General features: G+C 35.9%; 37 protein-coding genes and 1 pseudogene. 35 read left to right on the forward strand and 3 right to left on the reverse strand.

All coding sequences use genetic code 11. From position 1 onward, the window contains the following. Positions 1-11: 11 nt before the first annotated feature. Both QWY78_RS00375 and QWY78_RS00380 read right to left on the reverse strand, forming a co-directional pair. Complete coding sequence (locus QWY78_RS00375; RefSeq protein WP_290215692.1) at positions 12-2,693, reverse strand: hypothetical protein; 2,682 nt, start codon at positions 2,691-2,693, stop codon at positions 12-14. A 2-nt stretch (positions 2,694-2,695) separates the two neighbouring features. Beyond that, positions 2,696-3,664 carry a hypothetical protein gene (locus QWY78_RS00380; protein WP_290215693.1) on the reverse strand — a complete coding sequence of 323 codons (969 nt, stop codon included), beginning with the start codon at positions 3,662-3,664 and terminating at the stop codon, positions 2,696-2,698. A 160-nt stretch (positions 3,665-3,824) separates the two neighbouring features. Between QWY78_RS00380 and QWY78_RS00385 the strand changes: the two genes are divergently transcribed. From QWY78_RS00385 to rplQ, 29 genes are all read left to right on the forward strand, one after another. Next, a complete protein-coding gene (locus QWY78_RS00385) occupies positions 3,825-4,634 on the forward strand; it encodes a GLPGLI family protein (protein ID WP_290215694.1) in 810 nt (269 codons plus the stop codon). A gap of 234 nt (positions 4,635-4,868) precedes the next feature. Next, the gene (gene rplC, locus QWY78_RS00390; protein WP_290215695.1) at positions 4,869-5,495 is read left to right on the forward strand and encodes a 50S ribosomal protein L3; all 627 of its coding nucleotides are present in this window, start codon (positions 4,869-4,871) and stop codon (positions 5,493-5,495) included. After that, positions 5,486-6,115 (forward strand): 50S ribosomal protein L4, encoded by a 630-nt coding sequence (rplD, locus tag QWY78_RS00395; protein ID WP_290215696.1) that lies wholly within the window; start codon positions 5,486-5,488, stop codon positions 6,113-6,115. Before rplC ends, rplD begins: the two co-directional genes overlap by 10 nt. A gap of 3 nt (positions 6,116-6,118) precedes the next feature. Continuing rightward, entirely contained in the window at positions 6,119-6,409 is a 291-nt protein-coding gene (gene rplW, locus QWY78_RS00400; protein WP_290215697.1) for a 50S ribosomal protein L23, read from the forward strand. 60 nt (positions 6,410-6,469) lie between these two features. Continuing rightward, positions 6,470-7,291 (forward strand): 50S ribosomal protein L2, encoded by an 822-nt coding sequence (gene rplB / locus QWY78_RS00405; protein WP_290215698.1) that lies wholly within the window; start codon positions 6,470-6,472, stop codon positions 7,289-7,291. 2 nt (positions 7,292-7,293) lie between these two features. Then, positions 7,294-7,572: a 30S ribosomal protein S19 gene (gene rpsS / locus QWY78_RS00410; RefSeq protein ID WP_039341565.1), complete on the forward strand. Its 279-nt coding sequence runs from the start codon at positions 7,294-7,296 to the stop codon at positions 7,570-7,572. Positions 7,573-7,574: 2 nt separating this feature from the next. Further along, positions 7,575-7,976 carry a 50S ribosomal protein L22 gene (gene rplV / locus QWY78_RS00415; RefSeq protein ID WP_290215699.1) on the forward strand — a complete coding sequence of 134 codons (402 nt, stop codon included), beginning with the start codon at positions 7,575-7,577 and terminating at the stop codon, positions 7,974-7,976. 7 nt (positions 7,977-7,983) lie between these two features. Then, entirely contained in the window at positions 7,984-8,727 is a 744-nt protein-coding gene (gene rpsC, locus QWY78_RS00420) for a 30S ribosomal protein S3 (protein ID WP_290215700.1), read from the forward strand. An 83-nt stretch (positions 8,728-8,810) separates the two neighbouring features. After that, positions 8,811-9,236, forward strand: coding sequence for a 50S ribosomal protein L16 (gene rplP / locus QWY78_RS00425; protein ID WP_290215701.1), 426 nt, complete (start codon positions 8,811-8,813; stop codon positions 9,234-9,236). A gap of 10 nt (positions 9,237-9,246) precedes the next feature. After that, entirely contained in the window at positions 9,247-9,438 is a 192-nt protein-coding gene (gene rpmC / locus QWY78_RS00430) for a 50S ribosomal protein L29 (protein WP_290215702.1), read from the forward strand. Between the two features lie 10 nt (positions 9,439-9,448). Beyond that, positions 9,449-9,706 carry a 30S ribosomal protein S17 gene (gene rpsQ, locus QWY78_RS00435; RefSeq protein WP_088263399.1) on the forward strand — a complete coding sequence of 86 codons (258 nt, stop codon included), beginning with the start codon at positions 9,449-9,451 and terminating at the stop codon, positions 9,704-9,706. Further along, positions 9,706-10,074, forward strand: coding sequence for a 50S ribosomal protein L14 (rplN, locus tag QWY78_RS00440; RefSeq protein ID WP_290215703.1), 369 nt, complete (start codon positions 9,706-9,708; stop codon positions 10,072-10,074). Before rpsQ ends, rplN begins: the two co-directional genes overlap by 1 nt. Positions 10,075-10,092: 18 nt before the next feature. After that, on the forward strand, positions 10,093-10,419 hold the full coding sequence (gene rplX, locus QWY78_RS00445; RefSeq protein WP_290215704.1) for a 50S ribosomal protein L24: 327 nt from the start codon (positions 10,093-10,095) through the stop codon (positions 10,417-10,419). A gap of 10 nt (positions 10,420-10,429) precedes the next feature. Further along, on the forward strand, positions 10,430-10,981 hold the full coding sequence (gene rplE, locus QWY78_RS00450; protein WP_290215705.1) for a 50S ribosomal protein L5: 552 nt from the start codon (positions 10,430-10,432) through the stop codon (positions 10,979-10,981). Between the two features lie 3 nt (positions 10,982-10,984). Next, entirely contained in the window at positions 10,985-11,254 is a 270-nt protein-coding gene (gene rpsN / locus QWY78_RS00455) for a 30S ribosomal protein S14 (protein WP_133439502.1), read from the forward strand. Between the two features lie 133 nt (positions 11,255-11,387). Continuing rightward, positions 11,388-11,786 (forward strand): 30S ribosomal protein S8, encoded by a 399-nt coding sequence (gene rpsH, locus QWY78_RS00460; RefSeq protein WP_290215706.1) that lies wholly within the window; start codon positions 11,388-11,390, stop codon positions 11,784-11,786. Between the two features lie 17 nt (positions 11,787-11,803). After that, the gene (rplF, locus tag QWY78_RS00465; RefSeq protein ID WP_290215707.1) at positions 11,804-12,349 is read left to right on the forward strand and encodes a 50S ribosomal protein L6; all 546 of its coding nucleotides are present in this window, start codon (positions 11,804-11,806) and stop codon (positions 12,347-12,349) included. A 17-nt stretch (positions 12,350-12,366) separates the two neighbouring features. Next, on the forward strand, positions 12,367-12,714 hold the full coding sequence (gene rplR / locus QWY78_RS00470; protein ID WP_290215708.1) for a 50S ribosomal protein L18: 348 nt from the start codon (positions 12,367-12,369) through the stop codon (positions 12,712-12,714). Positions 12,715-12,733: 19 nt separating this feature from the next. Continuing rightward, positions 12,734-13,255, forward strand: a complete 522-nt coding sequence (rpsE, locus tag QWY78_RS00475; RefSeq protein WP_290215709.1) for a 30S ribosomal protein S5 — start codon at positions 12,734-12,736, stop codon at positions 13,253-13,255. Positions 13,256-13,266: 11 nt separating this feature from the next. Next, the gene (gene rpmD / locus QWY78_RS00480) at positions 13,267-13,443 is read left to right on the forward strand and encodes a 50S ribosomal protein L30 (protein WP_290215710.1); all 177 of its coding nucleotides are present in this window, start codon (positions 13,267-13,269) and stop codon (positions 13,441-13,443) included. Positions 13,444-13,519: 76 nt separating this feature from the next. After that, positions 13,520-13,966, forward strand: coding sequence for a 50S ribosomal protein L15 (rplO, locus tag QWY78_RS00485; protein WP_290215711.1), 447 nt, complete (start codon positions 13,520-13,522; stop codon positions 13,964-13,966). Between the two features lie 8 nt (positions 13,967-13,974). Beyond that, complete coding sequence (gene secY, locus QWY78_RS00490; protein WP_290215712.1) at positions 13,975-15,357, forward strand: preprotein translocase subunit SecY; 1,383 nt, start codon at positions 13,975-13,977, stop codon at positions 15,355-15,357. An 8-nt stretch (positions 15,358-15,365) separates the two neighbouring features. Continuing rightward, entirely contained in the window at positions 15,366-15,581 is a 216-nt protein-coding gene (infA, locus tag QWY78_RS00495; protein WP_031503426.1) for a translation initiation factor IF-1, read from the forward strand. Between the two features lie 188 nt (positions 15,582-15,769). Beyond that, the gene (gene rpmJ, locus QWY78_RS00500) at positions 15,770-15,886 is read left to right on the forward strand and encodes a 50S ribosomal protein L36 (RefSeq protein ID WP_007839480.1); all 117 of its coding nucleotides are present in this window, start codon (positions 15,770-15,772) and stop codon (positions 15,884-15,886) included. A gap of 9 nt (positions 15,887-15,895) precedes the next feature. Next, positions 15,896-16,273 carry a 30S ribosomal protein S13 gene (gene rpsM, locus QWY78_RS00505; protein ID WP_133439512.1) on the forward strand — a complete coding sequence of 126 codons (378 nt, stop codon included), beginning with the start codon at positions 15,896-15,898 and terminating at the stop codon, positions 16,271-16,273. A 12-nt stretch (positions 16,274-16,285) separates the two neighbouring features. Beyond that, positions 16,286-16,675 carry a 30S ribosomal protein S11 gene (gene rpsK, locus QWY78_RS00510; protein WP_290215713.1) on the forward strand — a complete coding sequence of 130 codons (390 nt, stop codon included), beginning with the start codon at positions 16,286-16,288 and terminating at the stop codon, positions 16,673-16,675. An 89-nt stretch (positions 16,676-16,764) separates the two neighbouring features. Further along, entirely contained in the window at positions 16,765-17,373 is a 609-nt protein-coding gene (gene rpsD / locus QWY78_RS00515) for a 30S ribosomal protein S4 (RefSeq protein ID WP_290215714.1), read from the forward strand. 33 nt (positions 17,374-17,406) lie between these two features. Next, entirely contained in the window at positions 17,407-18,402 is a 996-nt protein-coding gene (locus QWY78_RS00520) for a DNA-directed RNA polymerase subunit alpha (RefSeq protein ID WP_290215715.1), read from the forward strand. Between the two features lie 6 nt (positions 18,403-18,408). Next, positions 18,409-18,942, forward strand: coding sequence for a 50S ribosomal protein L17 (gene rplQ / locus QWY78_RS00525; RefSeq protein ID WP_290215716.1), 534 nt, complete (start codon positions 18,409-18,411; stop codon positions 18,940-18,942). 185 nt (positions 18,943-19,127) lie between these two features. On the opposite strand, the gene QWY78_RS00530 is transcribed toward rplQ, so the two are convergent. Next, the gene (locus QWY78_RS00530; protein ID WP_290215717.1) at positions 19,128-19,532 is read right to left on the reverse strand and encodes a hypothetical protein; all 405 of its coding nucleotides are present in this window, start codon (positions 19,530-19,532) and stop codon (positions 19,128-19,130) included. 177 nt (positions 19,533-19,709) lie between these two features. Between QWY78_RS00530 and eno the strand changes: the two genes are divergently transcribed. From eno to QWY78_RS00560, 6 genes and pseudogenes are all read left to right on the forward strand, one after another. After that, positions 19,710-21,002: a phosphopyruvate hydratase gene (gene eno, locus QWY78_RS00535; RefSeq protein ID WP_290215718.1), complete on the forward strand. Its 1,293-nt coding sequence runs from the start codon at positions 19,710-19,712 to the stop codon at positions 21,000-21,002. An 81-nt stretch (positions 21,003-21,083) separates the two neighbouring features. Further along, a complete protein-coding gene (locus QWY78_RS00540; protein ID WP_290215719.1) occupies positions 21,084-22,370 on the forward strand; it encodes a citrate synthase in 1,287 nt (428 codons plus the stop codon). Between the two features lie 248 nt (positions 22,371-22,618). Next, positions 22,619-23,308 carry a DUF6624 domain-containing protein gene (locus QWY78_RS00545; protein ID WP_290215720.1) on the forward strand — a complete coding sequence of 230 codons (690 nt, stop codon included), beginning with the start codon at positions 22,619-22,621 and terminating at the stop codon, positions 23,306-23,308. Positions 23,309-23,351: 43 nt separating this feature from the next. Next, complete coding sequence (locus QWY78_RS00550) at positions 23,352-23,633, forward strand: hypothetical protein (RefSeq protein WP_290215721.1); 282 nt, start codon at positions 23,352-23,354, stop codon at positions 23,631-23,633. After that, positions 23,630-26,122, forward strand: a complete 2,493-nt coding sequence (gene paaZ / locus QWY78_RS00555) for a phenylacetic acid degradation bifunctional protein PaaZ (protein WP_290215779.1) — start codon at positions 23,630-23,632, stop codon at positions 26,120-26,122. Before QWY78_RS00550 ends, paaZ begins: the two co-directional genes overlap by 4 nt. Before the next feature lie 144 nt (positions 26,123-26,266). Next, positions 26,267-26,643 (forward strand): annotated as a pseudogene (locus QWY78_RS00560) (GxxExxY protein). Positions 26,644-26,699 lie beyond the last annotated feature (56 nt).

Genomic DNA, 26,699 nt, shown 5'->3' on the forward strand with positions numbered 1-26,699 from the left:
CTTTTTATTATTTATTGTTTTTTCATAAAGTAGTCATAGTAGGAGCAACTTCCCTGCAAAGCTTTTGAAGTCTGCGTGTTGCCATATTTGTTTTTCAGTTCAGCGAAGTACGTTCGGTATTTCTGATTTTTTGTGTGATCTACATTTTTTATATACGCCGCTTCTTTTGTCGAATAATCTGGATCGTCATAACTTAAATCAAAGGTTTGTTTTTCCTGATATTGGTAAAATTTCCCTTGTTCTGCACTCGCCATTTGAAAGAGGATTCTGGCTTTCTGTTCCGCATTATTTGATAAGTTTAAGGCTTTTTGATAATAGTGAATCGACAGATCAAAATTGTCGGGTTCTATAAAACTCGTCGAGCTGAAGTTTTTATAATAATATTGAAAAGTAGGCTGATCACTATTGTAAAAATGAAATTTAGGGCCATTGGAATTGTCAACATCCATCACGAAAACTTCCCGATAATAACCTAAAACAGAGGTGTTGTACAACACATTGCCAATCATTTGATTCGCCTGCACAGCCTGATCATCTTTAGCCTGTCCAATTTTTTGTAATTGAATCAATGCCGTTGCCAATTCGAGTTTATTCATTTTATCTTTAATGAATGGGAATGTGGCAAAATCTACCGGTTCCATACTTATACTTTCCGGACTTTCAAAACTTTCCCAAATGTTATGCCCGAAGATTAAGGAGGAGATTTGATGAAATCCATTATAAGATTCGTCAAATTTCATTTTCTTGATTTCTGGTTGATCAGCATCATTCCATAAATATTCAATCCGTGGTATGCCACTAAAATCTTGCGCCAGTTCGTAGAATTTTTTTGCTTTCTCGAAGTTGGCTAAGCGCATTTCTCGGTCGCCATAGATTACATTAAAGAAGGCATCGATATTGCCAACATCATCAATATTTTTAGCGATTATTTTTTGCTCCAAAGTCGACTTGTGCTCTTTTTTGTAAAAATCTTGCACACTTTTTACCAATTTCGAGTTGGGATTGTATTGCAGATCAGATAATCGGTTACTCATTAAAAATGATTTTCCTTCTTCACCTTGAATATAATACCGGTTGGCTAAAACATCGCGAATAAATTCCTTGGTCGACGGTTGGTCTTCACCATACGTATAAGGATGATTTTCCTCATTGGCAGTGATTTCAGTAAAGAGCTGCGGATAGGTCTTCATTAAATATGCTTCATATTCTGCCGTAATTTTTGGTTCAGATGAAATGTCATTGAGCATTTTCATGCGGTCGATTTCACCTTGATATTCTGGGTTCGCGGTTTTAATTTGTGTTAATATTTCTGCGCTTTTTTCATAATCCTTTTTCAGAAAAGAGAGATAGGCAGCTGCAATTTGCCAAAACTCATCGTCTGATTTTTCTTTAATTTTCGAAGTCAGCTTTTCAAAATCATTTAGAAAATTTACGGTCGGCTCATCTGACCACAAATAATTGTTTTTAGAGTAAAACGGAATTCGGTTGGGGTTGTTAAGTAATTCTTTGTCACTTTGATCGGCCGCTTTTCCGGGTGAACTCTGTTGGTCTGATTTGAATAAATTTTGGAAGAAATTTTTTACACGCTGCCAAAAACCAATTTCACTTACAATTTCATTTTTTATTTTATCTGAAGGGTTTTTTTGATTGGTCGCACCTTGGGCCGCGTTGTCCGGGTTATCATTGTTTAGATAAATTGGCAAATAATTTCGTTCGAGCTCATTGATGCTTCTAGCCGCTAAAACTTTTAGGATTTCTGAGTTTGGATCAAGGTCGTACATTTTTTCCATCATGGGGATTGGATTGCTGAAATCCTCATAACCCAAAAGAAAGTAGGCCATGTTTTTTTCCTGCGGACTTTTTGCTCTTTCTAATAAATGATCAAACTTCACCGAATCCGATAACTTCATGGAGGTAAATACGTTTTCTTTTCTGCTTTTACTGTTGATAAAAACCTGAAAGAAATTCCAATTGGCTTCATCAAATAATTGTAAGCCACGTTGGGCTCCTGCAAATTGATCTAACGCCAAATAATATGGAGCAGATTTCAATTGCAAGGGTTCTACATAAGTTTTAAATGCATCGACTGATTTTTGATATTGGTGAACATAATGGTTAAATCGCACCAGTTGATAGCCATATCTTAATTTAATTTCAGGATTTTTCGCTGCGTTATATAAAGATGTTAAAGCGGAAATCGTTTTGTTGTAATCAAGGTTAGTTGCATTTTTAATAGGTTGGTCGCTATCATTGTAAAAAGAATCTGTATTTTCACCATAGCTGATTTTCATAAAGGGTTCCAAATATTTGGCTTCAATCAAATAGTCAATCGCTTCTAAATGTTTTTGGTAATTTCCTAATTTTTTCAGCACAGGATTATTAGAATTCCCTTTTTTAAAGGCATTCAACTCGCTCATCGGCATTTTTTCTACGAGCAATTTTGTTTCAGCATAATTCAGCGAATTCTCAAAATATTTTTGCCAAGCTTCTATATTTTCATTTGGGATTTCGTAATGTTCATGTCCATAAAACCGATTCGACAAGGTGTGCAGAAACGGCAAATAGGTTTTATCTTTAATGATGCTTTGGGTGAACAGATTAAAATATTCATAATCTGGATCGTACCAAGCGCAAGCATTTACTTTGGAAAACATCAAGAAAAAGAAACCGGCGGATAGCATAATTTTTTTCATAACTAAAATTGGTGTTGGTCAATAAAACGATGATCTAACTGATAATATATAGTGGAATATTTTGGCAATTTTTTATCTAAGAAACGTTTGACCTCTTTTAATTGTTGTTCTGATATTTCTTCAACTTTAAGAGTGAAACCTTTGTTCAGGAAATTTCCGAAATAGAAACCGTCTTTCATAATTTCAACTTCGGTTTCAGAAATTTTTCTAAAGTTAACATTTTCTAAATCTTTTACAGACATCGCATTGATTAATTTATGTTTTCCCACATGGTTGGTCACAATTCCCCAGGAGTAAATGGGCAAAGCAATATCCATCGCCAAAGGATATAGATCAACATTTTTCAGATAATTTTTCAAAGTCGGAATATCAAGAATAGAATTCCGATTAGTATTCTCTAGAGGGGAAGAAGTGGCGTAGCACATCAAATATACTTTTTGCACGGGCGGAATTCCGGACAGTTTACTGTTCTTCACCTGGTGAAGTCGAAGGGTACAAGTGATTGTTTTTCCTGAAAACTCTTTCAGCTTTCCCAGAAACGCAAAATATTCTTTGTTTGTGCCTGCAGTCCAATCGCAGTCAATTTGGATTTCGCGGGCTTCTATAAATTTTAGATTAGCCTGCTTTTTTTTAATGAGTGTAGAAATGTTCTCGGCCAGGAAATTTATTTCTTCCATGGTGATTCCGTAAAACACATCGTTTTTAATGAAAATTACGGGTATGATTTCTTTATCGGTTTCAAAGGTAGAATCTTTGGTAATCACTGCAATCGGCTGAAATTTGCCATTTATTTTTTCGATGTCAAAAAACCGAGTGTATATATAAGGACTGGTTGCTTTTTGTAAAGCGGCTTTTTCTGTCTTATTTAAAGAAAGGTGAGTTCGCCAATAATAAAAAGTATAAGATTTTATACTTTCTTGGTTGCAAGAAGTCATTATTAAAATCGAAAAGAGGAAGAAAAATTTTTTCATTGCTTAAATTTATTAAATATCATTTTAATGAAGTTGCTTTTTTTTTTGATAAAACTTAACGAACATAAGTTTATAAATTAGATTTAACAATTTGCATAGTTTAGTTTATAAGTGTAGTTTTAATATTTAATTATGATTAATTTCTTTAAACTTAAGTTTTATGTTTAAAAAGTCTATTCTACTCATTTTAATTCTAGTATTAAACGGGAATTCTTTTTCGCAGAATAAAAGTTCAACAAACAATTCTCATTTGGTTTGTAAATATAATGTTGAATTTCTGAAAGATACTTTGAATGTTGAAAGTAAAGGCAATGAAATAATGGTTTTGCAAATAGGGGATCAAGTTTCTTTATATAAAAGTCAACAAAAACGGTCTTTTGATTCATTGCGGCATTTAGCATTTAATAAAAGCCTTGCCGAACTGAAAACGACCGGTTCAATGGTGGTAGATTTTTCCAAAATTCCCACGGTTAAATTAGTTCACGAGGTTTACAAAAATAACCAAGAATTGCAGATTTTCGATAGAATAGGTAAAGACCAGTTTGTTTATTCACCTAATCATAAAATTAATTGGAAGATTGGTGAATCTAAAAAACGAATTGGAGATTATGAGTGTGCAGAAGCAACAGGAGTTTATAACAATCGTATTTATACTGCATGGTTTACTACAGAAATTCCTATAGCAGAAGGACCCTACACTTTTAAAGACTTACCCGGGTTGGTTCTTGAAGTTTACGATTCTGAAAAATATTTCTTGATTACACTACTATCAATTCAAAACTTGGCAGAAGTAATCCAGCCAATAGATAGATTCATTAAAACGAATTATACTGACTTTATTAAGAAGCGAAAACAAGTAGATGAAAATCCTGCAGCAGAAGCTCAAAAACTTCTAAATACTCCATTAACTAAAGAAATGCGAGATAGGATTGTAGAAAATAGAAAAAAGAAGAATAATTATTTAAATTAAATTTCTAGTAATTGTTTCTGAAAAAAGATTCTCAATGTTTGCGGATCTTTTTTTTATTGCAAGTCTCTTACGTTCAAGCAAAAAAGTTAAAAATATTTTTAATCATTATTTGTCAATTCAAATATTCTTCATACATTTGCACACTCAATTTAAGGAAGAAGTGCGCCTATTTCAAACGTAGAAATCACCCAAACCTTGATTGATCAACAAGAACTTAATTAGATATATATAAACATGTCAGGTATTATTGGTAAAAAAATCGGGATGACATCGCTGTTTGACGAGGCTGGGAAGAATATTCCTTGTACCGTTATCCAAGCAGGTCCTTGCTCGGTTTTACAGGTCAGAACCATAGAAAAGGATGGGTACAAAGCTGCTCAACTTGGTTTCGATGACAAGAGTGAAAAGAACGTTGGTAAAGCGTTAGCCGGCCATTTCAAAAAGGCGGGTTCTAATCCTAAAGCTAAATTGGTAGAATTCTATCATGCTTTCGTAGAGAAGCTAAGCGTAGGAGATGAAGTGAAAGTTGATCTATTTGCTCAAGGCGAATATGTTGATGTAACAGGAACTTCAAAAGGTAAAGGTTTCCAAGGGGTTGTGAAAAGACACAATTTCCGTGGGGTAATGCAAGCGACTCATGGTCAGCACAACAGATTAAGAGCCCCAGGTTCAATCGGTGCAGGATCAGATCCTTCTAGAGTATTCAAAGGAATGCGTATGGCAGGAAGAATGGGTGGTAAGCAAGTTACCGTACAAAACCTAGAAGTGTTAAGAGTAGATGAAGAACAAAATCTTTTAGTAGTAAAAGGTGCTGTTCCGGGAGCGAAAAATTCTTATGTAATTATCAGAAAATGGAACTAGTAGTATTAAATACATCAGGAAAAGAAACCGGAAGAAGTGTAACTCTAGACGAAGCAATCTTCGGAATAGAGCCAAACCAGCACGCGGTTTACTTAGAGGTTAAGCAATATCTTGCTGCACAAAGACAAGGTACGCACAAATCAAAAGAAAGAAACGAAATCTCAGGATCAACCAGGAAACTTAAGAAACAAAAAGGTTCGGGTTCTGCAAGATACGGAAGTATCAAATCCCCAATTTTCAAAGGAGGAGGTAGAATTTTCGGCCCAAAACCGAGAGACTACAGATTCAAATTGAATAAGGCTTTGAAAAGATTAGCTAAAAAGTCAGTTCTTTCACAAAAAATGAGAGATAATTCTATTAAAGTATTAGAAGCCTTCAATTTCGAAGCTCCTAAAACCAAAGAATTTATCACCTTAAACAATGCGTTAGGATTTGAAGGTAAAAAATCTCTTTACATCTTACCAGAAGCGAACAAAAATGTTTATTTGTCTTCAAGAAACTTAGCGAAAGTTAAAGTTTTGACTTATAACGAAATCAGTTCTTACGATTTGGTACACGCTGGAGAGATCGTATTTTTAGAAGGTGCTCTAGAGAAATTTCAAGAAAATTTAAGAAAATAAATCATGTCTATTATTATTAAACCAATCATCTCAGAAAAAGCAAATTATCTTACCGATTTGAGAGGACATTATTCTTTTTTAGTTAACCCTAAAACGAATAAAATCCAAATCAGAAAAGCGATAGAAGATGCTTATGGTGTTAAAGTTTCAGACGTTAGAACCATGATTTATGCGCCTAAAGTTTCCTCGAAACACACCAAAAAAGGATTACAAGTTGGAAAAACAAGCAAATTGAAAAAAGCAGTTGTGACTCTTGCAGAAGGAGAAGTGATTGATATTTTTGCAACCAACTAAAATCGCATAAGGGATAACCTTATGACAACAATAAAATTTTATTAATTATAAATAATTGTAATGTCTGTTAGAAAATTAAAACCTATCACCCCGGGACAGAGATTCAGAGTTGTAAACAACTTTGATGAAATTACTACCAACAAACCAGAGAAATCTCTAACCGTTGGTATTAGTAAGTCAGGTGGTCGTAACAATACTGGTAAAATGACCATGCGTTACACCGGAGGTGGACACAAACAAAAATACAGAATTATCGACTTCAAAAGAAACAAGTTTGATGTTGAAGCTACGGTAAAATCTGTTGAGTACGATCCAAACAGAACTGCTTTCATCGCGCTATTAGAATACGCAGACGGAGAGAAGAGATACATCATCGCTCCAACCGGTATTAAAGTAGACCAAAAAGTAATTTCCTCAGAAACTGCAGAACCAAACATTGGTAATGCCATGAAGTTGAAAAACATTCCTTTAGGAACTGTTATTTCTTGTATCGAATTGAAACCTGGTCAAGGTGGAATTATGGCAAGAAGTGCAGGATCATCGGCACAGTTAACTTCAAGAGATAAAAAATACGTGATCATTAAATTACCTTCTGGGGAATCTAGAATGGTTCTTGGAGAGTGTATGGCAATGATTGGTGCAGTATCTAACCACGATCACATGCTTACCGTTTCTGGTAAAGCAGGTAGAAGCAGATGGTTGGGTAGAAGACCTAGAACAAGACCAGTAGTAATGAACCCGGTAGATCACCCAATGGGAGGTGGTGAAGGTAAATCTTCTGGAGGTCACCCAAGATCAAGAAATGGTATGCCAGCAAAAGGGTACAAAACCAGAAAGAAACATAAAGAGTCTAACCGTCATATCATATCTAAAAGAAAATAATTATGTCAAGATCACTTAAAAAAGGACCTTTCATTCATCATACTTTAGATAAGAAGGTTCAGACAAATATAGAGTCTGGTAAGAAGACAGTAATCAAAACTTGGTCTAGAGCATCAATGATCTCTCCAGACTTCGTAGGACAAACCATCGCAGTACACAACGGGAAATCTTTTATCCCAGTATATGTAACTGAGAATATGGTAGGTCATAAGTTAGGCGAATTTTCTCCGACAAGATCTTTTAGAGGTCACGGCGGTAACAAAAATAAAGGAGGTAGATAATCATGGGATCAAGAAAAAGAGAAAGTGCATTAGCACGTAAAATAGCAAATCAAGATGTAGCCAAAGCGTTGCATAATGACTGCCCTTCTTCGCCAAGAAAAATGAGATTGGTAGCTGATATCATTAGAGGAGTAGAAGTAGATAAGGCGTTAAGTATCCTTAAATATTCCAAAAAAGAAGCTTCTAATAAATTAGAAAAAGTACTTCTTTCTGCCATGGCAAACTGGCAATCAAAGAACGAAGGCGCTGATATCGAAGAAGCAAACTTAATCGTAAAGGAAATTATGGTTGACAGTGCAAGACAATTGAAGAGACTAAGACCTGCACCACAAGGTAGAGGGCATAGAATCAGAAAAAGATCAAACCACATCACTTTAATTTTAGGAACTAAAGATAATAAATAATCAAGGTATGGGACAGAAGACAAATCCAATTGGTAACAGATTAGGTATCATCAGAGGATGGGATTCGAACTGGTATGGTGGTAAAGATTATGGAGACAGAATCGCAGAAGACTACAAAATCAGAAGATACCTTGAGGCAAGATTATCTAAAGGTGGAATTTCAAAAATCTACATCGAGAGAACATTGAAATTAGTAACCATTACAATTACTACTGCTAGACCGGGATTAATCATCGGTAAAGGAGGACAGGAAGTTGATAAATTAAAAGAAGAATTAAAAAAATTGACGGATAAAGACATCCAAATCAATATCTTCGAAATCAAAAGACCTGAACTCGATGCAGTTTTAGTTGCAGACAGTATAGCTAAACAAATCGAAAATAGAATTTCTTATAGAAGAGCTGTGAAAATGGCCATTCAAAGTACCATGAGAATGGGAGCTGAAGGAATCAAAGTTCAAATCTCTGGTAGATTAAACGGAGCGGAGATGGCAAGAAGCGAATCTTTCAAAGACGGAAGAATCCCATTGTCAACTTTTAGAGCTGATATAGATTACCATATCGGTGAAGCACTTACTCAGTACGGTAAACTAGGAGTGAAGGTTTGGATTATGAAAGGGGAAGTGTACGGTAAAAGAGACCTTAGCCCACTAGTAGGACAACAGAAAAAAGGACCTGTAGGAAGAGGAGATCGTAACGATCGCAATGACAGAAGAGACAGAGACGACCGTAGACCAAGAGATAGAAAATAATTAATGAAATTTTGGAGGATATTTTTTAAATGACCGTTACTTTTTTAAAATCTAAAATCTAAAATCTAAAATTCCTAGAAATTATGTTACAACCAAGAAGAACCAAATTCCGTAAAGTTCACAAGATGAAGATGAAGGGGATTGCCCAAAGAGGCAGTCAACTTGCATACGGAACTTTCGGGATCAAAGCTAACGAAGGAGCTTGGATCACTGCAAGACAAATTGAAGCAGCGCGTATTGCTGCAACAAGATATATGAAAAGAGAAGGTCAGTTATGGATCAAGATATTTCCAGACAAACCGATTACTAAAAAACCAGCCGAAGTAAGGATGGGGAAAGGTAAAGGTGCTGTAGAATATTGGGTATCTGTAGTTAAACCTGGTAAAATTATGTTTGAAGTAGGTGGTGTATCTTACGAAGTAGCCAAAGAAGCTCTTCGTTTAGCAGCACAAAAACTTCCTGTAACTACAAGATTTGTAGTAGCTAACGATTTTGTTCAACCTCAATAATTTAATTAAAATGAAAAAAGCTGACATCAAAAATCTAAGCGCAGGAGATATTCAAAACAAATTGACTGAAGTAAAAGCAGATTTCTATAAAATGAAATTATCGCACAGCATCAGCCCGATTGAAAATCCAATTCAAATTAAAGACTTGAGAAGAACAATCGCAAGACTTGAAACTGAGTTAACACTAAAACAACAATCATAATTTTCCTTTTATCATGGATAGAAATTTAAGAAAAGAAAGAATCGGAATCGTTTCTAGCAATAAAATGGAAAAGACCATTGTTGTAAGTGAAACGACGAGAGTAAAACACCCGATGTACGGTAAATTCGTTCTAAAAACGAAAAAATATACCGCTCATGACGAGAACAACGAGTGTACTGAGGGAGACACAGTATTAATTACTGAAACAAGACCTTTAAGTAAAAGTAAGAGATGGAGATTAGTACGAATCATTGAAAAAGCTAAGTAATGTTACAAACCGAATCAAGATTAAAAGTTGCTGATAACACAGGTGCAAAAGAAGTACTCGTGATCAGAGTTCTGGGAGGAACCAGAAGAAGATATGCTTCAGTTGGTGATAAAATCGTAGTTACTATCAAAGATTCTACACCACAAGGACAAGCAAAAAAAGGAACTATTTCTAAAGCAGTAGTGGTAAGAACGAAAAAAGCAGTACGCAGAAAAGATGGCTCATACATCAAATTCGACGATAACGCTTGTGTTCTTTTGAATGCTACCGGCGAAATGAGAGGAACCCGTGTTTTTGGCCCTGTTGCACGTGAACTAAGAGACAAAGAATATATGAAAGTCATTTCATTAGCTCCTGAAGTACTTTAATTTTAAAATTTACAAAAAATGACAAAAGTTAAAATCAAAAGAGGAGATAACGTAATCATCACTACCGGCAAGAAAGAAATTAAAGGTAAAAAAGGTGAAGTTATTGAAGTGATCAGAAAAGAAGGCAAAGACGCAAGAGTTGTTGTAGCTGGTTTAAATATTGTTAAAAAACATACCAAACCATCTGCAGGAAATCCACAAGGCGGAATTGTAGAAAAAGAAGCATCAATCCATATTTCCAACGTTATGCTTATCGACAAAAACGGTAAAGCAACCAAAACAGGATCTAAGGTAGAAGGTGATAAAAAAGTAAGAGTTGCTAAATCAACCGGTGAAACTTTATAATTAAACGACGATGGAATATATAGCAAGACCAAAACAACAATATAAAGAGAAAATTGTTCCTACAATGATGGAAGAATTTGGGTACAAATCTGTGATGCAGGTTCCTAAATTATTGAAAATCGTTGTATCGCAAGGTTTAGGCGCTGCCACAGCTGACAAAAAAATTGTTGACTATGCAGTAGAAGAACTTACCGCAATCACCGGGCAAAAAGCAGTAGGAACTATTTCTAAGAAAGATGAAGCAGCTTTCAAATTAAGAAAAGGTATGCCAGTAGGAGCTAGAGTTACTTTAAGAGCCAACCAAATGTATGAGTTCTTAGATCGACTTACTTCTTCAGCTTTACCACGAATCCGTGATTTTAATGGGATCAAAGCGGATGGTTTTGATGGTAGAGGAAATTACAACTTAGGGATTACTGAGCAAATCATCTTCCCAGAGATTGCAATTGATAAAGTGAAAAAAATCCAAGGGATGGACATTACTTTTGTAACTTCTGCCAAAACAGACAAAGAAGCTAAAGCATTATTAACGCATTTCGGTATGCCCTTTAAAAAGAACTAAAAGATGGCTAAAGAATCAATGAAAGCGCGTGAGCGCAAAAGAGAAGCTACGGTAGCGAAGTATGCAGAGAAAAGAAAAGCTTTGAAAGAAGCGGGCGATTATCTAGGCCTACAAAAATTACCAAAAGATGCTTCACCAGTAAGACTACACAACAGATGTAAATTAACTGGCAGACCAAGAGGTTACATGAGAACATTCGGTCTTTCAAGAGTAACTTTCAGAGAAATGGCCAACAACGGTCTAATCCCTGGAGTGAAAAAAGCAAGTTGGTAATAATTTAGAACAATCGAGATAGTAAAGTTGCCTATGGCATTTGGCGAATAGCTATTTGCAAAAAGCCAGAAGCCAGAAGCCAGAAGCCAGAAGCAATACTAACTATCACAAACCAATAATTTAATATAGAAAAATGGTAACAGATCCAATTTCAGATTTCCTAACCAGAGTAAGGAACGCACAAAGCGCAGGCCACAAAGTGGTGGATATTCCTGCATCGAAAATCAAAAAGGAGATTACAAAAATTTTGTTTGATCAAGGGTATATTTTGAACTACAAGTTCGAAGATAACGCTGTTCAAGGAAACATCAAAATCGCTTTAAAGTACGACAAAACAACCAACAAACCGATCATCAAAAGCATCCAAAGAGCTTCAAGACCAGGTTTAAGACAATACAAAGGGTCAGGTGAACTGCCAAGAGTATTGAATGGTTTGGGTATCGCTATTATCTCAACTTCAAGAGGAGTGATGACCGATAAAAAAGCACGTCAGGAAAAAGTGGGTGGAGAAGTAATCTGCTATGTTTTTTAATTAATAATCAAAGGAAAATGTCAAGAATTGGTAAATCAATTATAGAAATTCCCGCTAATGTTACCGTAACCGAGAAAGACGGATTGGTAACTGTGAAAGGACCGAAAGGAGAACTTACACAGCAATTACAAGAGGGAATTACTCTTAAACAAGAAGACGGAATCTTAACTTTAGACCGTCCTTCTGAATCGAAATCACACAAAGCATTACACGGTCTTTACAGAGCGTTAATCAATAACATGGTTCAAGGAACTGCCGAAGGGTGGACAAAAAAATTGGAACTTGTAGGAGTAGGATACAGAGCATCTAATCAAGGAAATAGATTAGATTTAGCTTTAGGATTCTCGCACGGTATTGTATTGGATCTCCCGAAAGAAGTCGTGGTAGAAACATTATCTGAAAAAGGTAAAAACCCAGTCATTACTTTAACATCTTTCGACAAACAATTATTAGGTATGGTAGCTGCAAAGATCAGATCTTTCAGAAAACCAGAACCATATAAAGGAAAAGGAGTTAGATTCGTAGGAGAAATTGTAAGACGTAAAGCTGGTAAATCTGCTTAATTTTAAAACTTAAGAACATGGCACTAAGCAAAGTACAAAAAAGAAATAGAATTAAAAGTAGAGTAAGAGGAAAAATCTCTGGCTCTGCAGAATTACCAAGATTATCAGTTTATAAAAGCAATAAAGAAATTTACGCGCAATTGATCGACGATAAAGATGGTAAAACTTTAGCCTCAGCTTCATCAAGAGCGCTGACTGCTAAAGGAAACAAAGTAGAAATCTCTGCAGAAGTTGGTAAAGCAATCGCTGAAAAAGCTAAAGCTGCAGGAATTGAAAAAATAGTGTTCGACAGAAACGGTTTCGTATATCATGGTAGAGTGAAAGCTTTAGCTGATGGAGCGAGAGAAGGCGGACTAAAATTCTAATCAATAAATTTCGGATAATATGTTAGGACTAGATAATATAGAAAAAATAAAACCGGGAGGATTAGAACTTAAAGATCGTCTCGTTTCAGTAAACAGAGTTACCAAAGTAACCAAAGGGGGTAGAGCTTTCGGATTTTCTGCAATCGTGGTTGTAGGAGACGAAGCAGGAACTGTTGGTTTCGGTTTAGGAAAATCTAAAGAAGTTGCCTCAGCTATTGCAAAAGCAGTAGAAGATGCTAAGAAAAATTTAGTTAAAATTCCTATGAAAGAACATACCATTCCTCACCAAACATCTGCAAGATACGGTGGAGCAGATATCTTCTTGAGACCTGCAACGCACGGTACCGGTGTAATCGCTGGTGGTACCGTTCGTATGGTATTAGAATCTGCTGGTATCAAAGATATTCTCTCTAAATCTAAAGGTTCATCAAATCCACATAACGTAGTAAAGGCAACTTTCAAAGCATTATTGGACATCAGAAGACCTGAAGAAATCGCAAGGTTGAGAGGTATTTCATTAAATAAAGTGTTTAACGGTTAATAAGTAAAGCAATGGCAAAAATTAGAGTAAAACAAGTAAGAAGCGCTATTGGTAGAACCAAAACCCAAAAAAGAACGCTTGAAGCATTAGGATTGAAAAAACTTCACCAAGTGGTAGAACATGACGATACTCCTGCAATTCTAGGAATGGTAGCGGCAGTAAGTCACTTATTAGAAGTACAAAAATAGAAATTAGACAAAGAGATAAGAGACTATATTATCATGGTCTCTTAGCTCTAATCTTTAAATCTCAAATCTAAAAATAATGAATTTAAATAATATTAGACCTGCAGCAGGTTCTACTCACAGTACTAAAAGAATCGGTAGAGGACAAGGTAGTGGTAAAGGGGGTACAGCTGGGAAAGGTCACAATGGTCAGCAAGCAAGAGCTGGTTATTCGCAAAAAATCGGTTTCGAAGGTGGTCAAATGCCTTTGCAAAGAAGATTACCGAAATTCGGTTTTACCAACATCAACAGAAAAGAATATAGAGGAATTAATATTGATACCCTTCAAATTTTAGCGGATACTAAGAATATCACTGAAATTACCCAAGAGGTATTGGTAGCAAATGGTTTAGCTAAAAAAAGCGAAATCGTGAAAATTATGGGTAGAGGAGAATTGAAAGCAGGTATTTCAGTTTCTGCACATAAATTCACAAAATCAGCAGAAGAAGCAATAGCTAAAGCTGGAGGTAAAGCAATTACTCTTTAATATTTACAATGAAAGAATTTATACAAACACTAAAAAACATTTGGAGTCTTAAGGAGCTAAGAGAAAAAATACTTTTTACTCTTGGGATTGTCCTCGTGTATAGATTCGCATCTTATATTTCTCTACCTGCTATTAACATGGCAGAAGTAGGAAATCTTTTGGATATTTACAAAGACCAAGGAGGCAACAAGCAAGGAGCAGGACTTCTTGGCTTGCTTTCTTCGTTTACAGGTGGGGCATTTAGCCGGGCGTCTATTATGGCCCTGGGTATTATGCCTTATATTTCTGCTTCCATTATTGTGCAGTTAATGGGTATGGCAATTCCATACCTTCAGAAATTGCAGAAAGATGGTGAAAGTGGTAGAAATACTTTGAACCAAATTACAAGATGGTTAACTATTGCAGTTTGTTTGATACAGGCACCTTCTTACCTTACTTCAATCACACAAATGTTCTTGCCACATGCGCAGTTCGCTTCGGCTTACTATGTACATCCGCAGTCTATTATGTTTTGGTTACCAAGTATTGTAATATTGGTTGCTGGTTCTGTCTTCGCCATGTGGTTAGGAGAAAAAATTACTGATAAAGGAATCGGAAACGGTATTTCTATCTTAATAATGGTAGGGATTCTAGCTGACTTCCCAGGAGCATTCATTCAAGAAGTTGCGACACAAACAGGTAAAGGTGGTTTTGGTACCATCATGATCCTGATTGAAGTCCTATTCTGGATGGTTGTTGTTCTGTTAGCAATTGTTCTTTCGGTCGCGGTGCGAAAAATTCCAATTCAGTATGTAAGTAGAGCCCAAGCAAGAGGCGGTGTTAATAGAAACTTAATGCAAGGTGCAAGACAATGGATTCCTCTAAAAGTGAATGCTTCTGGAGTAATGCCAATCATCTTTGCCCAAGCTTTAATGTTCGTGCCAGGATTATTAACAAAGGTTGATGAATCCAACACTTTCTTAGCAGGTTTCAAAAATGTATTCAGCTGGCAGTATAATGTATTGTTTGCGATTTTAATTATCATTTTCTCATTTTTCTATACCGCAATTACAATTCCGGTGAATCAAATGGCGGATGATTTAAAGAGAAACGGAGGCCTAATTCCGAAGGTAAGACCTGGGAAGGAAACTGCTGATTATCTGGATGATATTTTATCAAAAATAACTTTGCCAGGTTCGCTCTTTTTAGCTATCTTTGCAGTCCTTCCAGCACTTGTGTATGGAGCGTTTGTTCAGACCGATCGGTTTGCCCTGTTTTTCGGGGGTACATCACTTTTAATTATGGTCGGAGTAATCTTAGATACGGTGCAACAGATCAATACGTATTTGTTGAATCATCATTATGATGGTTTAATGCAGTCTAAATTATCCAGAACAAACAATAATCTGTAAGTAGATCAATGGCAAAACAAAAACATATTGAGCAAGACGGCGTAATTACGGAAGCACTTTCGAACGCGCAGTTCCGTGTTGAACTAGAAAATGGGCATGTACTTATTGCACATATTTCTGGTAAGATGCGAATGCATTACATTAAACTTTTACCTGGAGACAAGGTAAAATTAGAACTATCTCCTTATGACTTGTCAAAAGGAAGAATAACATTTAGATACTAATTTCAGAGTGATCTGAAGATTATTATAATAGGAAACAAAGTGAAATCATCTGATTTTACTGTCATTTAAATATTTAAACGATAGGGAATGTAATCGAAAGAAAGCATTTAACCGTTGGAAAATTAACAAGGATCAAATGAAATCATACGATTGCATTTTACCTTTAAAAAACTTTAAACAAAGTAGAAATGAAAGTTAGAGCATCTATCAAAAAAAGAAGTGCTGATTGTAAAATTGTTCGCAGAAAAGGCGTTCTGTTTGTAATCAACAAGAAGAACCCAAAATTTAAACAAAGACAAGGCTAAAATTAAATTATGGCGAGAATTTCCGGTATTGATTTACCAAAAAACAAAAGAGGCGTAATCGGTTTAACTTACATCTATGGTGTTGGAAGAAGTACTTCTTCTGAGATCTTGAAAGCAGCCGGTATCAGCGAAGACAAGAAAGTCAACGAATGGAATGACGATGAATTGGCATTAATCAGAAACTACATCACTGAAAACATCAAAGTGGAAGGTGAATTGCGTTCTGAAACACAACTAAACATCAAGCGATTGATGGATATTGGTTGCCAACGAGGAATACGTCACAGACTAGGATTACCTTTAAGAGGACAAAGAACGAAAAATAATTCTAGAACCCGAAAAGGAAAGAGAAAAACGGTTGCTAATAAGAAAAAAGCAAGTAAATAATCGGTAAGAATTATGGCAAAACAGACAAAAGCAGTTAAGAAAAGAAAAGTAAAAGTTGAAGCAATTGGTGAAGCACATATCCAAGCGACGTTCAACAATATCATCATTTCTTTAACAAATAAAAGTGGAGAGGTCATCTCTTGGGCATCTGCCGGAAAGATGGGCTTCAGAGGTTCTAAGAAGAATACTCCTTTTGCAGCGCAAATGGCTGCAGAAAATTGCTCAACCGTAGCACACGATGCTGGACTACGCAGAGTAAAGGTTTACGTGAAAGGTCCTGGTGCAGGTAGAGAATCTGCAATCAGAACAATCCACAATTCAGGAATTGAAGTTAGTGAAATCATTGATGTGACGCCAATGCCACACAACGGATGTAGACCACCAAAAAGAAGAAGAGTATAATCTAAAATTTTAAATTTTGAATTTTAAATTTTGAATGTTTCATTTTTAAATCTAAAATCTAAAATTTAGAATCTAAAATCTTAAAAAATATGGCAAGATATATTGGACCAAAAACAAAGATTGCAAGAAAGTTTGGAGCTGCAATCTACGGAGACGACAAAAACTTCGAGAAAAGAAAAAACCAACCACCAGGACAACATGGTGTTAACAAAAGAAGAGGATCAAAGAAATCTGAGTATGCTGTTCAGTTAATGGAAAAGCAGAAAGCAAAATATACCTATGGTATTTTGGAGAAACAATTTGCAAATCTTTACGAAAAAGCAGTAAGAGCGAGAGGAGTTACAGGTGAAGTTCTTTTACAATTATGTGAATCTAGATTAGACAATGTAGTGTACAGATTAGGGTTTGCAAAAACCAGAGCAGGAGCAAGACAATTGGTTTCTCACAGACACATTACCGTAAACGGTGAATTGGTAAACATCGCTTCATATTCGATGAAAGCTGGAGACGTAGTTGCAGTGAGAGAGAAATCAAAATCTCTTGAAGTAATTGCCGACTCTTTAGCTTATAAATCAAACTATGAGTGGTTGCAGTTCAACGATGAGAAAAAAGAAGGTACTTTCGTATCTGCACCCGAGAGAATCCAAATCCCGGAAGACATCAAAGAACAATTGATCGTCGAACTTTACTCTAAATAATAATTTTTCAAATTTTTGCTCAACCTATATTATATGGCAATTTTAACATTTATTAAACCCGATAAAGTAATCCTTCTTAACTCTAATGAATTCAAAGGGCAATTTGAATTTAGACCTTTAGAGCAAGGTTTCGGACTTACGATCGGTAATGCTTTGAGAAGAGTTTTACTTTCTTCTCTAGAAGGATATGCTATTTCATCTATCAAAATAGAAGGCGTAGAGCACGAATTTTCAACAATTCCAGGCGTAATTGAAGATGTAACAGAAATTATTCTGAACCTGAAACAATTAAGACTTAAAGCAAAATCTGAAAATGCTACGGCAGAACAAGTGATTGCGAAAGTGTCTGGTCAAACTACTGTAACTGCCGCTGATCTAGGTAAAACAATGCAGGAATTCGAAGTATTGAATCCTGAATTGATTATCTGTTCAACGAACAAAGATGTGAAATTTGAAATCACGTTTAATATTGAGAAAGGTAGAGGTTATGTTCCTTCCGAACAAAACAAATCTAGCAACGCTCCAATCGGAACCATCGCAATAGATTCAATCTATACCCCAATCAAAAAAGTTCAGTACAGTGTTGAGAACTATCGTGTCGAGCAAAAAACAGACTACGAAAAACTCGTATTAGATATTGAAACTGATGGGTCTATCAGCCCTCAAAATGCTTTAACAGAAGCTTCTAAGATTTTAATTTATCATTTCATGTTGTTCTCCGATGAGAGAATTACTTTAGAAACTGAAGCCGTAAAAGCATCAATCCAATACGACGAAGAAACTTTACATACCAGACAACTCCTTAAATCTAAATTAGTAGATATGGATCTGTCGGTAAGAGCATTAAACTGCTTGAAAGCTGCTGAAGTGGAAACTTTAGGAGAACTGGTTTCGTATACCAAGTCTGATTTGATGAAATTCAGAAATTTCGGTAAAAAATCTTTAACAGAATTAGAAGAATTAGTGCATGCAAAAGGTCTTAACTTTGGTTTCGACATTGCTAAATATAAATTAGACGCTGATAAATAACAAACAATGAGACACGGTAAAAAATTCAATCACTTATCTAGAACAGCTTCACACAGAAGTGCGTTGCTTTCTAATATGGCTTGTTCTCTTATTGAGCATAAAAGAATCAACACAACGGTCGCTAAAGCGAAAGCTTTAAGAGTATATGTTGAGCCGATCCTTACAAAAGCGAAAGAAGATACAACACACAACAGAAGAACAGTTTTTTCTTACCTGCAAAGCAAAGAAGCAGTTACTGAATTATTCAGAACAATTGCTCCTAAAATCGCAGAAAGAAATGGTGGGTACACTAGAATCATCAAAACTGGATTCAGACCGGGAGATGCTGCAGATACTGCAATGATCGAACTTGTAGATTTCAATGATCTTTACAACCCGAATGCTGACGAGAAAAAAGCAACAAGAAGAAGCAGAAGAGCAACTCCAAAAGCAGCTGTAGCTGTAGCTGAAGTTAAAGAAACTCCTGCTAAAGAAGAAGCTAAAACTGAAGAGCCTACAGCTGAGGCTGCTGATTCAACAGAAGAAAAAGCGGGAGAATAATTTACCCCAGCTTATAAACTAAAATCCGTCTCATTTTTATATGAGACGGATTTTTATTTTATGAAGGAGGGTTCATTTCATAACAGAATCTCACTTTACTTCCAAGTCGCAGTAAGTTCACATTTAATAAAAAGTTTCATTAATTTTTTGCTCCTTATTGGGCTATTTTTTCTTGATTCTTACAATTACTGACCTCGCGCTTTTTTCAAATAAATCACATTGTTTTCCTGCGTAATCATAATGCTGTCATTTTTAGTTTCAATGGTAATGTCGAAATTGCCATAAACACCCACTTCTTTTTGAGGCGCAGAAATCGTTTTATTATTACTGCGAATACTGATGCTTTTTTCTTCATCGGTATTTTTAAAAGTTACTAATGCTGATGAGCCATCATCTCCTACATAACGTTCCGTGTATTCTGCTGCGGTCTGATCTACGGTCGTCGGAATCTCTGCTAAACTGTCTTTAGGCAAATCTTCAGAATATTCATTTTCCTGTTTGATGACGCTTTTATTTCCTTCTGTATTTTTTTCACAACTCAAACTAAGGAGTAGCATAGAAGTTAGCGCAATAATCAATGTATTTTTCATTGGTAAAGTTTTAGGGTTTAATCAAATTTAATGATTACTTTTCTAATTCCCATCATCGCGGTAGAATTAACTAAATTTTAACTCAAACATAGCTAAAATCATTGTTTAAAACCGTTACAATGATTCAATTTTAACTAAATTTGTAATTCAGAATAAATAATACTAAAAAATTATACAATGAGTTACATTTCTTACATTGAAGCAAGACAAATTTTAGATTCCAGAGGAAATCCTACTATTGAAGTTGATGTTTTCACAGAAAGTGGTGCGATGGGTCGTGCTGCTGTTCCTTCTGGAGCCTCAACAGGTGAACATGAAGCCGTAGAATTACGCGATGGTGCGAAAGAGTTTGGTGGCAAAGGAGTTCTGAAAGCAGTTGAAAATGTAAGAGAAGTGATTGCTCCAGAATTAATCGGAATGCCCGTTTATGACCAAAACTTTATCGATCAAATTATGATCGAATTAGACGGCACTAAAAATAAAGGAAACATTGGCGCAAATGCAATCCTAGGAGTTTCGCTAGCCGCTGCAAAAGCTGCCGCTACTGAATTAAGAATGCCTTTATATAAATATGTTGGAGGTGTAAATGCAAACACGCTTCCAGTTCCAATGATGAACGTTATTAATGGAGGTTCACACTCGGATGCACCAATCGCCTTCCAGGAATTTATGATTATGCCGGTTAAAGCAGAATCTTTCTCTGATTCATTAAGAAAAGGAACCGAGATTTTCCATAGTTTAAAATCAATTTTACACGATAGAGGCTTGTCAACAGCAGTTGGGGATGAAGGTGGTTTTGCACCAAAATTCAAAGGTACTGAAGACGCCTTGGATACCCTTTCACAAGCAGTAGAAAAAGCAGGCTATAAAGTAGGAGACGACATTATGTTTGCCTTAGATTGCGCCGCTTCAGAATTTTATAAAGATGGAATTTACGATTATAGTAAATTTGAAACTCCAGATTCTGCGAAATTCAACAGAAGCGAACAAGTCAATTATTTGGCAGACTTAGCCGCGAAATATCCAATTATCTCCATAGAAGATGGGATGCACGAAGATGATTGGGAAGGCTGGAAATTATTAACAGATAAATTAGGACATAAAGTTCAGATTGTTGGTGATGATTTATTTGTAACCAATGTTGAAAGACTTGCTCGTGGAATCAAAGAGGGAATTGCCAATTCAATTTTGGTGAAAGTAAACCAAATCGGAACCCTTTCTGAAACAATGGATGCCGTTCAAATGGCGCAGCATAACCGTTACACTTCTGTAATGTCTCACAGATCCGGTGAAACTGAAGATGCTACCATAGCAGATTTAGCTGTTGCTATGAATTGTGGACAAATCAAAACAGGTTCAGCCTCACGCTCAGACCGAATGGCAAAATACAATCAGTTATTAAGAATTGAAGAAGCCTTAGGAGAAACTGCAGTGTTCCCTGGTTTAGATGCCTTCAAAATAAAAAGATAATAGAAAAAATTAATGGATTGGGGCTGAAAACACTTGTGGTTTCATTCCAATATTTATAAATTAGTAAAAAATTAAATTATAATGTCAGATAATAAAGTTATATTAAACTATGATGGTAAAGCCTTTGAATATCCAATCATAGAAAGCACCATCGGTGACAGAGGAATCGATATCTCAAAATTGAGAGACCAAACCGGTCTGATTACTTTAGATTTAGGATATAAAAATACCGGCGCTACTTTAAGCGACATCACTTATCTTGATGGTGACCACGGTGAATTGTATTACAGAGGCTATCCCATCGAGCAAATTGCAGAAAAATCAAGTTTTACAGAGGTCATGTATCTTTTGCTAAATGGTGATTTACCAACAACAGATCAGTTTGCGGGGTTCGAAAAAGGAATCAAAAAATACAACTTCGTTGCAGATGAAATGAAAAGATTGATCGACGTATTCCCTCGTTCAGCTCATCCTATGGGTGTTTTGTCATCCCTAACTTCTGCCTTAACAGCTTTTAATCCAAAAGCAGTTGATGTAACTTCAAAAGAAGAAATGGATCACGCCGCAGAAATGTTGATCGCTAAATTCTCTCACCTTTGCGCCTGGACGTATCGCAAGAAAATGGGATTCCCCATCAACCACGGTGATGACAGCTTAAACTATGTAGAAAACTTCTACAAAATGTGCTTCCGTCGTCCAAACCAAGAATTCCACTTGGATTCTACGGTTGTAAATGCCTTAGATAAATTATTAATTCTTCACGCAGATCACGAGCAAAACTGTTCTACATCTACGGTAAGAATGGTTGGTTCTGCACACACAGGGTTATTCGCTTCCGTTTCAGCAGGGATTTCTGCACTTTGGGGACCACTTCATGGTGGCGCAAACCAAGCAGTAATCGAAATGTTGGAAATGATCGAAAAAGATGGTGGCGACGTTGCAAAATATGTAGAAAAAGCAAAAAATAAAGACGACAATTTCCGTTTGATGGGCTTCGGACACAGAGTTTACAAAAACTTCGATCCAAGAGCACGCATCATTAAAAAAGCAGCTGATGATATTTTTGCAGCCTTAGGAATTGAAGACAAAGCTTTAGACATCGCTTTACAACTAGAAAAAGTAGCTTTGGAAGATGAATATTTCATCGAAAGAAAACTCTATCCAAACGTAGATTTCTACTCCGGTATAATCTACCGCGCCTTAGGAATCCCAACAGAAATGTTCACCGTGATGTTCGCTTTAGGACGTTTACCAGGCTGGATTTCTCAATGGAAAGAAATGAGATTACACAACGATCCAATCGGAAGACCAAGACAGGTTTATCAAGGTTCACCAAAACGTGATTACGTTGACATGAGCGCAAGATAATCTTAACCATATTTATAAGATCCCTTTCAATTCATTTTGAGAGGGATTTTTTATGCTTTATTTGGGCGCACATTTCCGTCTTCCGTTCCCGCTTTTTTATTTTTCCCTTGGCTCTTCCCATCGCTAAAAAATAAAAAGAGCTCCACTCAAGCCGGGGCGCAAATTCGTCCCCGAAACAAAATTTTAACGAAATTGAAAATTTCAGTATCTTAACCCCTAGAAAAATCACTATAGATATTCTTTGCCAAATGAAATTCTTTTATCAAATTCTTTTTTTCCTCATCACCGGCTTTACAGTACTTTCGTGTAACTCCCGAACGAGCATCAATACTGATTTAAAGAAAGAATTGGATGCAATAATGTTTACAGATCAAGCCTTCCGCAGACAATATGATCCTACTATGTCAGAGAAAGAACGCCGGGATATTGCAGACAGTCTTAATATGGATTACGACGAGATGCATAAAAATCTTTTAGGACTGATGAATAAATATGATGCAGAAAACATTAAAAAAATTGAAACCATCATTGCCAAATATGGTTACCCCGGAAAATCATTAGTCGGCGAGCCAACAAATCGTGCCGCTTTTTTAGTCATTCAACATTCTGATAAGATTTCGAAATATTTACCAATAGTCAAAATTGCCGCTGAGAAAAAAGAGCTACCTTTTCAAAGTTATGCTTTAATGCTGGATCGATATCTTATGGGAAAAGAAGAAGAACAAATATATGGTTCTCAAGGTCTGGAAATGGGTGGTATTTCTATTATTTGGCCGATAAAAGATCCTGTTAACGTTAATGAATTAAGGAAAAAAGCAGGCTTTTCGCAAACCGTAGAAGAATATTCGAAGGACCTTTACGGTGAAAATTTTGAGTATAAAATCTATACCCTTGACGAAGTGAAAAAAATGTTTGCTGGAAAAGTCATTTTAGAATAAAAGAAAGAGTAAATGTTTTTCCAATCAACGATATAAATTATAAATGAATTCAAAAAGTAAAAAGATACTCGCAGCTGCAGGAATATTTTTGGTTGCACTTAATATTATAGCCTTCTATATTCTTCAAAAAGGAATCGGCATCTCGAAAGCCATTAATGATACAGAAAATAAAGAGGCTTTAAAATCATTGGAGCAAAAACAGATCTTAAGTGATGTTTTACCATCATTGGTTTTTACCATTGACATTGCTCTAATTTTCTTCTTATGCTATGTCTTAATTAAAATGCTGTTCAAAAGTTTAAAAAAATCCACATCTAATAAATAATGAAACTAAAAAATTACATCAGCGGACAATGGATCGAAGGTTCAGGAAATGAAGTCCCACTTTATAATGCAGTTAATGGTGAATTGGTCGCAATTTCAGATACCGAAGGAATCGATTTTGAAGCAGCTTTAGATTACGGAAGAACCGTTGGTTACAAAAATCTTTCCTCCATGACGTTCTACGATCGTGGTGAAATGTTGAAGAAAGTAGCTTTGTATTTATTAGAAAGAAAGAAAAAATATTACGATTTATCCTATAAAACAGGTGCAACTCACGCAGATTCCTGGGTCGATATCGAAGGAGGTTTCGGAACTTTCTTCACCTATTCGGGACTTGCAAAAAGAATGTTGCCCAACACGCCATTTTGGGTTGATGGTGATACGCAAAAGCTTGGCGCAAACGGTACTTTTATCGGAACCCACATCCTAACGCCAAGCGAAGGAGTTTCAGTACAAATTAATGCCTACAATTTCCCGGTTTGGGGAATGTTAGAAAAATTATCAACTTCTCTTTTAGCCGGAGTTCCAAGTATCATAAAACCAGCAACGCCAGGTTCTTATCTGACAAACGCAGTGTTCCAGGATATGATTGAAAGTGGAATTCTTCCGGAAGGAGCAATCCAATTGGTTTGCGGTGAACCTGGAAACATTTTAGATTTCGTTCAGGACGGTGATTCAGTACTTTTCACTGGTTCTGCTTCTACCGGGAAAAAATTAAAATCTTTACCCTCAGTTTCTAGTAATTCTGTCCGTTTTAATATGGAAGCCGATTCTTTGAACTGTTCCATTCTCGGTCTTGATGCAAAACCCGGAACACCAGAATTTGATTTGTTTATTAAAGAAGTTCGCACCGAAATGACCACCAAAGCCGGACAAAAATGTACGGCAATCCGAAGAATAATCGTTCCGGAAAATTTAGTGGGTGACGTTCAGAATGCGTTAAGCAAAGCTTTAGATCAAACCAAAATAGGAAATCCGTTAAGCCGCGAAACCAGAATGGGTTCCATCGTTGGTAAAAAAGAAATGGAAGTTCTTCAGGGAAAAATAGATTTATTATCAGCTGAAACTGAATTAATTTACGACGGTCAACAGGAATTAATCGATGCTGATTACGAAAAAGGAGCCTTCATGACGCCGAAAGTTTTCTACAACGATAAACCTTTTGAAAAAAACTCTTCTCATGAAGTAGAAGCATTCGGCCCGGTTTCAACCATAATGCCGTACAAAGATGCCGACGAAGCTGCAGCTTTAGCAAAACGTGGAAAAGGAAGTTTAGTCGGTTCTATCATTTCCCGAGATGAAAAATTCGTCGCAGAAACCTCCTGGAAAATGGCTTCTTCGCACGGACGAATTTTTGTCCTAAATCGTGATAATGCTAAAGAATCAACCGGCCATGGTTCACCTTTACCAACCTTAATGCATGGCGGTCCCGGAAGAGCGGGAGGTGGAGAAGAAATGGGTGGGTTAAATGGGCTTCATTTCTTTTTACAGAAAACAGCAATCCAAGGTTCACCGGATATTCTGACGGCGATTACACAAATTTATCAAACTGGCGCGACACAAAATTTTTCAGATAAACATCCTTTCAGAAGTTATTTTGAAGAAGTTGAAATTGGCGATTCTTTGGAAACTGCCGGAAGAACCGTAACAGAAGCAGATATCGTGAATTTTTCTAATGTTTCTTGGGATCATTTTTATGCACATACTGATGCAACTTCGCTCAACGGAACTATTTTCGATAAAATGGTTGCTCATGGCTATTTCATCCTTTCCGCCGCGGCCGGATTATTTGTGTCCGGTAAAAAAGGACCAGTGATCGCGAATTATGGGTTAGAAAACGCGAATTTTTTCAAACCTGTTTATGCAGGAGATACGATTACGGTTTATTTAACGGCAAAAGAAAAAATTAACAAAGGCGTAAAAGGACGAAATATTCCAAGTGGCGTTGTAAAGTGGTTGGTTGAAGTAGTGAATCAAAGAGAAGAGACAGTTTGTGTTGCAACGATCTTAACCTTAGTGGCGAAGAAATCGCCTTTCATTAAAATTGATTACAAAGATTTTACAAAGCGGCTTCAACTTTTAAACAAAGAAACTTCACCAAAATGGGGTCGAATGAATGTACAAGAAATGTTGGAACATCTGGAAACCACCATGAAATACAGTACCGGAGAATTAGAAACCGATTCTTGTAAAACTCCCGAAGAACAAATTGAAGCTTTTCAAGATTCGCTTTACAACTTTAGAAAAATGCCGAAAGATTTTCCCGCTCCTTTTCTTGAAGATGGAAAATTACCCGTATTAAAATATAAAAATCTGGAAGAAGCCAAAACCAATTTTTTAGAATCCGTAAAAAACTATCAAATTTATTACCGCGAAAATCCAGAAGCAGAGCATTTACATTTTATCTTCGGAAAATTAAATAAAGACATGATGGAACTTTTTCATCAAAAACATGTGACGCATCATTTTGAGCAATTTGGATTGTCTTAATCACTGATTTTTGGCACACAGATTTCACAGATTTTCACAGATAAATGAAAATGAAAAGTGCAAAGAGTAACTTGGATTAATTGTACTTAAATGGCATACAGATTTGTACAGATTTTTTTTAAAATGTTTTTAATATAAAATGTTATGACAGAAAATGAATTAACTTACGCAATTCGAAAGGGAATTTTTGAGGTGTATAATACGCTTGGTTCAGGATTATTGGAAAGTGTTTACGAAAAAGCATTAATAATTGAACTTAAAAGTCAAGGTTTAGAAATAAAAGCCAGTTTCCCATTTCTGTAATTTATAAAGAGATTGATTTGGGAATTGCATTTCGAGGTGATATTTTAGTTGAAGATAGGATTATTGTTGAAGTAAAATCGGTGACAGAAATATTACCAATTCATCATAAACAATTACTCAATTATCTGAAAATAACAGATCTTCATTTAGGATTATTGGTTAATTTTAACACCGCAGAAATAAATAAGAATATTTTTAGAATTATAAACGGATATTAAAAATCAAAATCAAAATAAAAGTAAAATCTGTGAAATCTGTGTGCAATACAGCGCAA

Source organism: Kaistella yonginensis (assembly GCF_030409525.1).
In the GTDB taxonomy this organism is placed as follows: domain Bacteria; phylum Bacteroidota; class Bacteroidia; order Flavobacteriales; family Weeksellaceae; genus Kaistella; species Kaistella yonginensis.